Origin of the sequence: uncultured Streptomyces sp. (genome assembly GCF_947488945.1) — a bacterium.
Taxonomy (GTDB): Bacteria; Actinomycetota; Actinomycetes; order Streptomycetales; family Streptomycetaceae; genus Streptomyces.
In genome coordinates this window covers 199,875-212,351 of sequence record NZ_CANLBS010000003.1, presented here as the reverse complement: position 1 = coordinate 212,351, position 12,477 = coordinate 199,875, and the positions used below count along the sequence as shown (strand labels likewise).

The 12,477-nt window shown below is 70.6% G+C and carries 9 protein-coding genes and 2 tRNA genes; 4 read left to right on the top strand and 7 right to left on the bottom strand.

What is annotated here, in order from left to right; all coding sequences use genetic code 11:
• Positions 1–253 precede the first annotated feature (253 nt).
• On the top strand, positions 254–937 hold the full coding sequence (locus tag Q0994_RS05345; RefSeq protein WP_299529718.1) for a DUF5324 family protein: 684 nt from the start codon (positions 254–256) through the stop codon (positions 935–937).
• A gap of 289 nt (positions 938–1,226) precedes the next feature.
• Here the strand turns inward: Q0994_RS05345 and Q0994_RS05340 are convergent.
• Positions 1,227–1,299 (bottom strand) — tRNA-Ala (locus tag Q0994_RS05340).
• Positions 1,300–1,467: 168 nt separating this feature from the next.
• Here Q0994_RS05340 and Q0994_RS05335 point away from each other — a divergent pair.
• Both Q0994_RS05335 and Q0994_RS05330 read left to right on the top strand, forming a co-directional pair.
• A complete protein-coding gene (locus Q0994_RS05335) occupies positions 1,468–2,016 on the top strand; it encodes a helix-turn-helix transcriptional regulator (protein WP_299529717.1) in 549 nt (182 codons plus the stop codon).
• 105 nt (positions 2,017–2,121) lie between these two features.
• Positions 2,122–3,402 (top strand): serine/threonine protein kinase, encoded by a 1,281-nt coding sequence (locus Q0994_RS05330; RefSeq protein ID WP_299529715.1) that lies wholly within the window; start codon positions 2,122–2,124, stop codon positions 3,400–3,402.
• 59 nt (positions 3,403–3,461) lie between these two features.
• On the opposite strand, the gene Q0994_RS05325 is transcribed toward Q0994_RS05330, so the two are convergent.
• Entirely contained in the window at positions 3,462–4,832 is a 1,371-nt protein-coding gene (locus Q0994_RS05325) for a hypothetical protein (protein ID WP_299529713.1), read from the bottom strand.
• 421 nt (positions 4,833–5,253) lie between these two features.
• A complete protein-coding gene (locus Q0994_RS05320; RefSeq protein ID WP_003958712.1) occupies positions 5,254–5,388 on the bottom strand; it encodes a DLW-39 family protein in 135 nt (44 codons plus the stop codon).
• 293 nt (positions 5,389–5,681) lie between these two features.
• Here Q0994_RS05320 and Q0994_RS05315 point away from each other — a divergent pair, with 293 nt between their 5' ends.
• The gene (locus Q0994_RS05315; RefSeq protein ID WP_299529667.1) at positions 5,682–6,044 is read left to right on the top strand and encodes a DUF6344 domain-containing protein; all 363 of its coding nucleotides are present in this window, start codon (positions 5,682–5,684) and stop codon (positions 6,042–6,044) included.
• A gap of 641 nt (positions 6,045–6,685) precedes the next feature.
• On the opposite strand, the gene Q0994_RS05310 is transcribed toward Q0994_RS05315, so the two are convergent.
• The 4 genes from Q0994_RS05310 to gyrB form a co-directional block, all read right to left on the bottom strand.
• A tRNA-Ile gene (locus Q0994_RS05310) sits at positions 6,686–6,762 on the bottom strand.
• 71 nt (positions 6,763–6,833) lie between these two features.
• Entirely contained in the window at positions 6,834–7,400 is a 567-nt protein-coding gene (locus Q0994_RS05305) for a DUF3566 domain-containing protein (protein ID WP_299529665.1), read from the bottom strand.
• 93 nt (positions 7,401–7,493) lie between these two features.
• Positions 7,494–10,127 (bottom strand): DNA gyrase subunit A, encoded by a 2,634-nt coding sequence (gyrA, locus tag Q0994_RS05300; protein WP_299529663.1) that lies wholly within the window; start codon positions 10,125–10,127, stop codon positions 7,494–7,496.
• Positions 10,128–10,173: 46 nt separating this feature from the next.
• Positions 10,174–12,243 (bottom strand): DNA topoisomerase (ATP-hydrolyzing) subunit B, encoded by a 2,070-nt coding sequence (gene gyrB / locus Q0994_RS05295; protein ID WP_299529661.1) that lies wholly within the window; start codon positions 12,241–12,243, stop codon positions 10,174–10,176.
• Positions 12,244–12,477: the final 234 nt, after the last annotated feature.

Here is a 12,477-nt window from a genome sequence, read left to right as displayed (position 1 = left end):
CCTTCGGAGCGCCCGCGGGCCGCCGTGCGCCGGTGCCCATCGGGCGTAAATGCGCCCGAGTGCACGCCAGTGCGCGGCGTTCGCCACCGAACCGTGGCATTGTCGTCCGCGCACCCCTAAAAACCGATTCGCCATGAGATGTCACCCATGCCACGGATGCCCGCGTCACCATGCCCCGCAAGGCCGCGCCAGGCATGATTTCCATTTGGGTGGACAGGCGGAGTACCTACCCGCCACCAAGGAGGAGGATCCCGTGACCCGCATCGACAGCGTGCGCGCCGCAACCGACTCGGCCAGGGAAAGCGCGCAGCACGCCGCGGAAGTGGTGGCGCCCTACGCCGATACGGCCAAGGTCTACGCGAACGAGGCCCGTGCGCGCCTCGCGCCCAAGGTGTCCCTCGCGGCACACCAGGCCCGTGTCCAGTACGACGCCCACCTCGCCCCGCGGGTCGGACAGGCCCTGGCCCATGTGCCCCCGAAGGTCGACGGGGCCGCCCGCACCGCGGTGGCCTCCACCCGCAAGGCGGCCCGTACCGCCGCCGACTACACCGCTCCGCGCTTCGAGCAGGCCATCGCCGCGGCACAGCCCGTCGCCGACCAGGCGTCCGCCCGCAGCGCGGCCGCGCTGGCGGCGCTGCGCACCCAGGTCACGGCCAAGGAGATCCAGAAGCTCGCCCGCAAGCACGAGCGGCGGGCGAAGGCCGGCCGGGTCACCCGCGGCATGCTCTGGGCGGGTCTCCTCGCGGGCGGTGCCTACGCCGCCTGGCGCTGGTGGGACCAGCAGGCCAACCCGGACTGGCTGGTCGAGCCGCCGGCCCCCACCGAGGTCGCCGACGAGCCGGGCCCGCTCTCCTCGGTGGACGGCAGCCTCCCGGCCGACCTCGACCCCGAGGTACAGGCCAAGCAGACCGACGCAGAGCGCGACGACCGCCCCTGACCCCAGGGGGGCCCGACGACCGCTCCGCGGAAGGGGCGTCCCACGACGGTTCCGTCGTGGGACGCCCCTTCCGCGTGTCCGGGCCCGAACGGCCCCCGGTGACGTGTCCGGGGGCCGGACGACCGCCCGCCTCCGGGACGCCCCTCCCGGGCGGCGTCCGATCGTGACGCCGCCGCCCGCCGGACCGGAACGGCACCGCGGGGGCGACGACCGCGGCACCGGGTCGGCGGCGAACGCGAAAAAGCTCCCCCGACCAGCGTTTCCGCAGGTCGGGGGAGCTCTGAACGTGTGGAGCCTAGGAGATTCGAACTCCTGACATCTGCCTTGCAAAAGCAGCGCTCTACCAACTGAGCTAAGGCCCCCACAGCAAACGCCGCCTCACACCACCGTGTGGGGCGTCCGCCGGGAACCAGAGTACCGGGTCAGAGCCGGATTCTTCCAAAAGAAGAGGGACTCCCGGCACACCGGGACGCTCCGTAAGATGCACGTCGAGGTTCGCAGCAGCGAAGCCGCAGGGATGGGGAGACGTCATGGACGCAGCACAGCAAGAGGCGACGGCCAGAGCAAGAGAGCTGCAGCGCAGTTGGTACGGAGAACCGCTGGGCGCCCTCTTCCGCCGGCTCATCGACGACCTCGGCCTGAACCAGGCCAGGCTCGCCGCGATCCTCGGTCTCTCCGCCCCGATGCTGTCCCAGCTCATGAGCGGCCAGCGGGCCAAGATCGGCAACCCGGCGGTCGTCCAGCGGGTCCAAGCCCTCCAGGAACTGGGCAGTCAGGTCGCCGACGGCAGCGTCAGCGCCGGCGAGGCCACCGACCGCATGGACGAGATCAAGAAGTCGCAGGGAGGTTCGGTCCTGACCGGCACCGGCCAGACCGCCGCCACCGGCGGCGCGCCCACCGTCCGCCGCGTCGTGCGGGAGATCCAGTCCCTGCTGAGGTCGGTCGCCGCCGCCGGCGACATCATCGATGCGGCCGACTCCCTCGCACCGACCCACCCCGAACTGGCAGAGTTCCTGAGGGTGTACGGAGCGGGCCGCACCGCGGACGCCGTCGCGCACTACGAAGGACACCAGAGCTAGGTCCCGACCGGCGACGGACCGGGGCCTCGCGAGAGGGCCCTGGACCCGGCGGTACCCGCGGGGGCGGGAGAGGGCCGACACGGAACCGGGAGCGGGCGCAGCGCAATGGGTGAGGTCTTCGCCGGTAGGTACGAGCTGATCGATCCGATCGGACGGGGTGGGGTCGGCGCCGTCTGGCGGGCCTGGGACCACCGCCGCCGCAGGTACGTGGCGGCCAAGGTGCTGCAACAGAGCGACGCGCACACGCTGTTGCGTTTCGTGCGCGAACAGGCGCTGCGCATCGAGCATCCCCATGTGCTGGCGCCCGCCAGTTGGGCCGCCGACGACGACAAGGTCCTGTTCACCATGGACCTGGTCAGCGGCGGCTCGCTGGCCCATGTCATCGGCGACTACGGGCCGTTGCCGCCGCGCTTCGTCTGCCTGCTGCTGGACCAGCTGCTCTCCGGCCTCTCGACGGTCCACGCCGAGGGTGTCGTCCACCGGGACATCAAACCGGCCAACATCCTTCTGGAGGCCACCGGTACGGGCCGCCCGCACCTGCGCCTCTCCGACTTCGGCATCTCCATGCGCAAGGGCGAGCCGCGGCTCACCGAGACCAACTACGTGGTGGGCACGCCCGGTTACTTCGCACCCGAGCAGATGATGGGCGCGGAGCCCGACTTCCCCGCCGACCTCTTCGCGGTGGGACTCGTCGCCCTGTACCTCCTGGAGGGCAGGAAGCCCGACTCCCGCGCGCTGGTGGAGCACTTCGCCGCGCACGGCACCCCCGGAGCCCCGCAGGGCGTCCCGGAGCCGCTCTGGCAGGTGCTGGCCGGGCTGCTGCAGCCCGACCCGCAGGCCCGCTTCCGTACGGCGACCGGCGCCCGCAAGGCGCTCGCGACGGCCGTCGACCTGCTGCCCGAACCGGGCCCGGACGAGGAGCCGGTGGAGGTCTTCGACCAGATCGGACCGCTGCCGCCCGGCTTCGGCCCGGACGGCCCGGTGGCCACCGCGGCGGAGCGGGTGCCCCACGCCGGCCCCGCCGCTCCCCCGTTCCAGCAGCTCCCCACAGGTCGGGTCCGGGCCGCGGACAGGCCGCCGGTACGGATGTCGGAGACCGGCAGCTTCCACCTCCCCCCGCCGGCCGCCCCGGCGTATCCCGCGCCCGCGGCCCCGCCGGAGGCGCCGACCGACGCGGTCCGCCACGAGCCGTCGCCGACCCGCGGATACACGGCCGCTCCCGGACCCGCCCCGCAGCCGTACACCGCACCGCCCGCGCACTCCGCCGCCCCCTCCCCGGCCGGCCGGGAAAGGCGGCCGGGACCGCCCCCGAAGGTGGCGGTCCCGGTCCTCATCATCGCGCTGGTCTGCTTCGCGATCGGCATCTGGGCCCTGCTCACCGCCTGACCCGCGGGCGGCCGGGGCGCCGCCGACCGACCCGCCGACCGACACCCCGCCGCCGCGCCTCACCGGCCCGGCGGCCGGCCCCCGTACGGCTCCGACAACCGGGGCTCCGTCCGGCCCCGGTCCGGCACCGCGACCGCGCCGGCCGCCCGGCGGGCCAGCAGCGTCCACGCGCCGAGCCCCAGCACCAGCACCGTACCGACGCCGATCCCCGCCACCCCGACGATCATCAGGGTGCCGTCCCGCCCGGCGTCCGCCGCGCTCTGTCCGTTCCTCGCCATCTCCCGGTCGTCGTCATCGACCCCGAAGATCCCGGCGCCCCCCTGGTACGGGGACTCCTCGGCCGCGTTCTCCACCCGCACCTTCAGGGTGATCCTGATCGGGTCGTCGCCGTACGCCTCGGCCACCGCGGGGCTCAGTCCCACGGACAGGTAGTACCAGCCCGCGTACCGCATCGCCGAGACCCGCGTCGCCGAACTGTTGCGGTTGGCGTGGTCGACCGGCGGCAGCGGACTCAGTGCGGCGGTGGCCGGACGGCCGGAGTAGGAGAGGGCGGCGCTGTCCACATGGCCGAGTGCGGGATTGTCCGCGGAGAGCACGAGCGCGCTGCCCACGTACGCGTCGGAGGAGTTGTCGTTGCTGATCTCGGCGGTCGCCCAGAGCTGCTGTCCCCAGTCCACCGGCACCCGGAAGAAGCGGGTCCGGCCGGGCGCGACGCTGTCCTTCCACTCGCCCGTCTCCAGCCCGGTCGCGTCGAAGTAGCCGCTGCCGCCGGCCCGCTCCCCGCGCGGGGCGGAGGTCGGCAGCGGCGCGGGCGACTCGGAGGGGAAGTCCTCGGGAGCGCCGGTGGGCATCGAGCCGGGGCTCTTGAGCGCCGGCTCCACCGCGTGCCGCAGCTCCAGGTCCCAGATTTCCTGGGAGGAGGTCTCCTTGCTGTCCCGCTCCACCAGCACGTCGTACGTACCGGCCCGTTGGCAGGAGGAACCGTCCGGGTCGTTCTCCCGGAAGCCGTACGCGGTGATCGGACGGGCGAACTCCCCCGCCCCGAAGTTCGCCGACTCCGAGCCGCACCGGACGTCGTTGTCGTCCCGGATGCTGACGGTGATCCCGTCGCCGTACGCGACTTTTCCCGCCGGGTCCCTCGGCACCGCGACCGCCGACACGTAGGCGTCCGAGCCCGCGTCGAGCGTCACCCGGTAATAGAGCTTCTGGCCGGGACCGATCGAGCTCCGGTAGACCTTGTCCGCCGTCAGGAAGGCGGCGTCGGCGTTGGCTTCCTCCCCGGTGACGGTGACCGCGTCCGGGGCGAAGACGTACCCGGAGGGGTCCGCCGCGGCCCACGCCTGACCGGGCAGCGCCGCCAGCGCGCCCCACGCCGCGACCGCGCACACCGCGGCGGTCACCGGACGGCCCCTGCCGCTCTGCCTGTTCACGTACGTCCCCTCGGTCGTCCTGGCCGCGCCCGGGGCCACGTGACCGGGCGCACCGGGCCCCTGAGCACCGTCCCCGGCCCACGGATGCCGTCCATCCTGCCCCGCCCGCACCGCCGCTGTCTGCGACCCCGGGGGAAACACCGCCGACGTCCTCCCGCGCGCGTGCGGAGCCGCGGCGAAGTCGGCGGCACCCGGGGCGAACCCTTCACTTCAGCGAATGCGCGTGCGCACCGTCACGCGCCACCACGTCTCGTAACGGTACGGCCCAAGGCGCCCCGCCCCGCCCGAGAGACGTGCGGGCAGGGCACCGGCCGTGCGGGCGCGGTGCGACCCGGGACCGCGGGAGCGGTGCGCCGGGACCGGACAGCAAAGAGCCCCGGCCGCTCTCGGCGGCCGGGGCTCCTTAACAGACTGCGTCGTCTCACACACCCGAACCTGCGGGCACGGAGTCGGTCGCCTCCGTCCACAGATCCTGCTCGGCGCGATCCGCCTGGATCTGGCGGTACACGAGGAGCCCGCCGATGGCGGCCAGTGCGACCAGGAGAAGCTTCTTCACCGCGAGACCTCGTCTTTCCTTGACGTAGGGGACTACTGCCGACCGACTATACACACCGGCCGAGACCGTTCAGTGACCTGTGCGGCCCCTGCGCGCACGGGTTCTCCGGTACCCCGTGAAGGCCGTTCCACCCCCCTCGGAGCACGTCCCGGCACCGCGAGCGAGCCGGTTGAACCATACGAGTGGTGTTCATCTGAAGATCGGCGCACCGGGGGCGTCGGTCCGCGAAATCGGGTGCCGGATCCACATCATCAGAAAGGTAAGCAAACCGGACCACCTGAAAGTGAGGGGCCATGAGCGCCTTCAAGGCCAAGAGCATCTGGACCGCCTTCATCACCGCCTTCTTCGCCCTCCTCGCCTCCCTGGGCCTCGCCCAGGCGAACGCCACGGCCACGGAGCAGCAGCCCACGCACACGACCCATGAGCACACGGGTGCGACCGCGGCAACCGCGACCACCCCGTCGGTGCGATGGACCCTTCCGCGTGACAGGGCGCTGCCACCCACGATGAAGCAGCGCATCCGGGCCGAGGCCCACGGCTCCTCACCCGCGACCCGCCACCTGCCCGCCGAGACCGCGAACGCGACCGGGACCTCCGGGACCGCACGCTCCGGTCACGCGGCCACGGAAGGCGACTCGCCCCTCCCCCCGCCCTGACACCCGCGCAGCCCCGCCCCACAGGCCCCCCGGCCCGGTACCCACCGGCCGGGGGTTTTCCGTGCGCCCGGCCGTCGGCGGACCCGGCCACCGGACGGAAGTCCACAAGCCCCTCCGGGCCTCTGCGGCGCCCCACCGGCAGCCGGACGCGGCACCCCGGCGGGCACCGGCAACCATCCGACACCCCGCCCGACGACGCGCGGAACCGGTGCCCCACGAGCCCGCCTCCGTCCCCAGGACGCCACAGGAGCGCTCGTACGCCCGACGGGCGACGACGCAGTGACCCGCAGCCCTGGACGACCCGGCAGCAGGGCGTGGGACCCCCTGCCACTCCGGGACCGACCTGCGCAGTCGCGCCTGGCGGTGTCACTCGCCGAGGTCGGGCACGGAAGGTCCCCCGACGAATCCATCCTGCGGCCAGCAAGCCGCCTCGGGCCGCACTTTTGACGGCGCGGCATCACCGGGGGCGCTGAGTGCAGTCACACGAATCCGGCCACGCCCCGAGGCGTACGGCTGTGCCGGCGGCCAGGAAGTCCGCCCGGCAGGAAGGTGCGGGGCAGTAGCGGGGTGCCAAGATCATCAAACGCAGAAGGCCGGAAGATCCTGAGGATCTTCCGGCCTTCTGATCAGGCGTTACGCCTTGGTGGGGCTAACAGGATTTGAACCTGTGGCCTCATCCTTATCAGGGATGCGCTCTAACCAACTGAGCTATAGCCCCGCCGCGCTGCTGCGCTGACTTCTGAAGATTAGCGCACGTCGGGGCCAGTCCCAAAATCGATACCCGCGGACCTACTCGTCCTCGGCGAGCGTGAGCTCGACGCCGCCCACGAAACCGGCGGACAGGTTGTAGATGAAGGCGCCGAGCGTGGCCAGCGCGGTGGCCAGGACCACGTCGATCACAGCGATGACCGAGGTGAAGACGAGGACCCGCGGAAGCGACAGGAACGACTGGAGATCGAACCCGTTGCTCTCGTTGGAACCCGTGGCCTCGCTGATCGTGCCGCCCACGGTGGAGAAGACGCCCATCGCGTCCATCACCATCCACAGCAGGGCGGCGGCCACCACCGTGCAGATGCCCAGCGCGATGGAGAGCAGGAAGCTCACCTTCATCACCGACCACGGGTCGGCCTTCGCCACCCGCAGCCGTGCCTTGCGCGTGCGCGGGGTCGTCCGCGCACCGGTGCGCGGTCTGCGCACCGCCTGGGTCCCCGCCGCCTCGCGGCCCCCCGCCGGAGCGGGGTAGGCCTGCGGCGGGTGGTACGGGCCCGCCGGCCCCGCGGCGGGCTCACGCTCCCCGGGCAACGGCCCGGTCGCGTATCCCTCGTACTGGGGCTGAGGGCCCCGGGTGTCCGTCACTGTGCCCCCTTGGGAGTCCGTGGCAGGGCCACGGGCACCGTTCGCTCCTGCTCCGGAAGCGGCCGAACCGGCGCCCGTGGCTCCACTCACGCTCTACTCCTCGTGCTCCCCGGTCGAAGGCTCCGTGCCTTCGACAATGCTCTCGGCCGCACTGGCGGCCGGTGCCTCGGCCGTCTCGTCCTCGGCGTCCAAGGTCCCATCGACCTCTTCCGCCTCGCGACCGGCCTCGGCGTTGCGCGCGATGCCGACGACGGCGTCGCGCTTACCCAGATTGATCAGTTGGACGCCCATGGTGTCACGGCCCGTCTCCCTGACTTCATTGACTCGCGTGCGAATCACACCACCGCCGAGCGTGATGGCGAGAATCTCGTCCGACTCCTCGACCACCAGCGCGCCGACGAGCGATCCGCGGTCCTCCACGATCTTGGCGGCCTTGGTGCCGAGGCCGCCGCGACCCTGAACGCGGTACTCGTCCACGGGAGTCCGCTTCGCGTACCCGCCGTCGGTTGCAGTGAACACGAACGTACCGGGCCGGACGACATTCATCGAGAGCAGTTCGTCGCCTTCGCGGAAACTCATCCCCTTGACACCCGAAGTGGCACGGCCCATCGGGCGCAGCGCGTCGTCCGTCGCGGTGAACCTGATCGACTGGGCCTTCTTGCTGACGAGCAGCAGGTCGTCCTCGGCCGACACCAGCTCGGCGCCGATCAGCTCGTCGTCCGAGCCGTCCGCCGTCTCACGCAGGTTGATCGCGATGACACCGCCGGCCCGCGGCGAGTCGTAGTCCTTGAGGCTCGTCTTCTTCACCAGGCCGCCCTTGGTGGCCAGGATCAGGTAGGGCGCGGCCTCGTAGTCACGGATCGCCAGGATCTGCGCGATCTGCTCGTCCGGCTGGAACGCCAGCAGGTTCGCCACGTGCTGGCCGCGCGCGTCACGGCCCGCGTCCGGCAGTTCGTACGCCTTGGCCCGGTAGACACGGCCCTTGTTCGTGAAGAACAGCAGCCAGTGGTGAGTCGTCGACACGAAGAAGTGGTCGACGATGTCGTCTTCCCTGAGCTTGGTGCCCCGCACGCCCTTGCCGCCGCGCTTCTGCGACCGGTAGTCGTCCGTCTTCGTGCGCTTGACGTAGCCGCCGCGCGAGATGGTGACGACGATGTCTTCCTCGGCGATGAGGTCCTCGATCGACATGTCGCCGTCGAAGGGCACCAGCTTGGAGCGCCGGTCGTCGCCGAACTTGTCGACGATCGCCGCCAGCTCCTCGCTGACGATCTGACGCTGCCGCGCGGGCGAGGCCAGGATCTCGTTGTACTCGTTGATCTTCGCCTGGAGCTCGTCGTGCTCCGCGGTGATCTTCTGGTGCTCCAGGGCGGCCAGGCGGCGCAGCTGCATCTCCAGGATCGCGTTGGCCTGGAGCTCGTCGATCTCCAGCAGGCCCATCAGGCCCTCGCGCGCGATCTCGACGGTGTTGCTGCGCCGGATGAGGGCGATGACCTCGTCGATGGCGTCCAGGGCCTTGAGCAGGCCACGCAGGATGTGCGCCCGCTCTTCCGCCTTGCGCAGCCGGAACTTCGTCCGCCGGACGATGACCTCGATCTGGTGCGTCACCCAGTGGCGGATGAACGCGTCGATCGACAGGGTCCGCGGCACGCCGTCGACCAGCGCCAGCATGTTGGCGCCGAAGTTCGTCTGCAGGTCGGTGTGCTTGTACAGGTTGTTCAGGACGACCTTGGCCACCGCGTCGCGCTTGAGCACGACGACGAGGCGCTGGCCGGTCCGGGACGAGGTCTCGTCGCGGACGTCGGCGATCCCGCCGATCTTGCCGTCCTTGACGAGGTCGGCGATCTTCTGCGCGAGGTTGTCCGGGTTGGTCTGGTACGGCAGCTCCGTGACGACCAGGCACTGCCGGTTCTGGATCTCCTCGACCGCGACGACCGCGCGCATCGTGATGGAGCCGCGACCGGTGCGGTACGCCTCCTCGATGCCCTTGCGTCCGACGACCAGGGCACCGGTCGGGAAGTCCGGGCCCTTGATGCGCTCGATCAGCGCGTCCAGCAGCTCCTCGTGCGACGCCTCGGGGTGCTCCAGGTACCACTGGGCGCCCGCCGCCACCTCGCGGAGGTTGTGCGGCGGGATGTTGGTCGCCATGCCGACCGCGATGCCGGCGGAACCGTTCACCAGGAGGTTCGGGAAGCGCGCCGGCAGGACCGTCGGCTCCTGGTTGCGGCCGTCGTAGTTGTCCTGGAAGTCGACGGTCTCCTCGTCGATGTCCCGGACCATCTCCATGGACAGCGGCATCATCTTGCACTCGGTGTACCGCATGGCCGCGGCCGGGTCGTTGCCCGGGGAACCGAAGTTGCCGTTGGAGTCCACCAGCGGCATGCGCATCGACCAGTGCTGCGCGAGCCGCACCAGGGCGTCGTAGATGGAGGAGTCGCCGTGCGGGTGGTACGTGCCCATGACGTCACCGACGACGCGGGCGCACTTGTAGAAGCCCTTCTCGGGCCGGTAGCCGCCGTCGTACATCGCGTACAGCACCCGGCGGTGGACGGGCTTGAGGCCGTCCCGCACGTCGGGCAGCGCACGCGACACGATGACGGACATCGCGTAGTCGAGGTAGGAGCGCTGCATCTCCGTCTCGAGCCCCACGGGCTCGACACGCATGCCGATGCCCTCGACGGGCGGGATCTCTTCGGGCGTCACGGGAGCAGGGGTGTTCTCGTCGGCCATTGCTGGTCAAAGTCCTTTCACGCTGCGGCTTGCTTGTACGGCCGACTCAGATGTCGAGGAAGCGGACGTCCTTGGCGTTGCGCTGGATGAAGGAGCGCCGCGCCTCGACGTCTTCGCCCATCAGCACCGAGAACAGGTCGTCGGCCTGCGCCGCGTCGTCGAGCGTGACCTGGCCGAGCACCCGGTGGTCGACGTCCATGGTGGTGATCCGCAGCTCCTCGGCGTTCATCTCACCGAGACCCTTGAAGCGCTGGATCGAGTCTTCCCTGATCCGCTTGCCGTTCTGCTTGCCGAGCGCCACCAGGGCGTCCCGCTCCCGGTCCGAGTACGCGTACTCGAAGTCGTCCCGGCCCCACTTGATCTTGTACAGCGGCGGGCGCGAGAGGTAGACGTGCCCGGCCTCCACCAGCGGCCGCATGAAGCGGAAGAGGAACGTGAGCAGCAGGGTGTTGATGTGCTGGCCGTCGACGTCGGCGTCCGCCATCAGAATGATCTTGTGATAGCGGAGCTTCTCGATGTCGAAGTCCTCGTGGACACCGGTGCCGAACGCCGAGATCAGCGCCTGGACTTCGGTGTTCTGGAGGATCTTGTCGATCCGGGCCTTCTCGACGTTCAGGATCTTGCCGCGGATGGGCAGGATGGCCTGGTACATCGGGTTGCGCCCGGACTTGGCCGAACCGCCGGCGGAGTCACCCTCGACGATGAAGATCTCGCACTTCGTCGGGTCGTTCGACTGGCAGTCGCTCAGCTTGCCCGGCAGCGAGGCGCTCTCCAGGAGCCCCTTGCGCCGGGTCAGGTCGCGCGCCTTGCGGGCGGCCACCCGGGCGGTCGCCGCGGCGATGCCCTTGCGGATGATGTCGGCCGCCTCGTTCGGGTTCCGGTCGAACCAGTCCGTGAGCTGCTCGTGGACGACCTTCTGCACGAAGGTCTTCGCTTCGGTGTTGCCCAGCTTGGTCTTGGTCTGGCCCTCGAACTGGGGCTCCCCCAGCTTCACCGAGATGATCGCCGTCAGACCCTCGCGGACGTCCTCACCGGTGAGGTTGTCGTCCTTCTCGCGCAGCAGCTTCTTGTCGCGCGCGTACCGGTTGACCAGCGAGGTCAGCGCCGCCCGGAAGCCCTCTTCGTGGGTTCCGCCCTCGTGCGTGTGGATCGTGTTGGCGAAGGAGTAGACGCCCTCGCTGTACTGCGTGTTCCACTGCATGGCGATCTCGGCCGAGAGCATGCGCTCCTTGTCCTCGGCCTCGATGTCGATCACCGACTGGTGGATCAGGTCACCCTTGCGCGAGTTCAGGTACTTCACGAAGTCGACGATGCCGCCCTCGTAGTGGTACGAGACCGTGCGCGCCGCCTGCTCCTCGGCGACCTCCGTCGCCTCCGCCTCGTCCGCGCCCGCGGTGGCCTTCGCCGACTCGCGCTCGTCGGTCAGCTTGATGGTGAGGCCCTTGTTGAGGAACGCCATCTCCTGGAACCGGCGCGAGAGGGTCTCGAAGGAGTACTCGGTGGTCTCGAAGATGTCCCCGTCGGCCCAGAAGGAGACGGAGGTGCCGTGCTCTGCGGTCTCCGCGCCGCGCTCCAGCGGAGCGGTCGGCACACCGCGCTTGTAGTCCTGCGTCCAGACGTAGCCGTCCGTGCGCACCTCCACGGCCACGCGCGACGACAGGGCGTTCACCACGGAGACGCCGACGCCGTGCAGACCGCCGGAGACGGCGTACCCGCCGCCGCCGAACTTGCCGCCCGCGTGCAGCACGGTGAGCACGACCTCGACGGCCGGCTTCCCCTCGGAGGGCACGATGCCGACCGGGATGCCGCGCCCGTTGTCGATCACGCGTACGCCGCCGTCGGCCAGGATCGTCACGTCGATGGTGTCCGCGTGACCGGCGAGAGCCTCGTCCACGGAGTTGTCGACGACCTCGTAGACGAGGTGGTGGAGTCCGCGCTCACCGGTCGAGCCGATGTACATGCCGGGGCGCTTGCGGACCGCGTCCAGACCTTCCAGCACGGTGATCGCGCTGGCGTCGTACGAGGAGGTGACCTCGCCGTGTTCGCCGGTGGTGGACGGGATGTTCTCGTTGGGGTTGCCGGAATCGGCCACGAAGCGCCCTTTCTGGCACAGCACAGGCCGTTCACCGGGCTGGCGGGAGCGGCTGCGTCGTTCGGCTGGTAATCGACGACTCCCGCACAGTAGCGGGATTGTCCACCAGTCTACCGGTAGCGCCGACATGAATGGGGGTTTGCCGGTACCTGAGTCCGCATGTGCCGCCCTGAACCAGCCGCTGACGACTCCCCATATTCAGGAAGGGGCTCCAAGAGGCTCACGCGGGCATTGCGCGCCTCGACCTGTCAGCCTCCC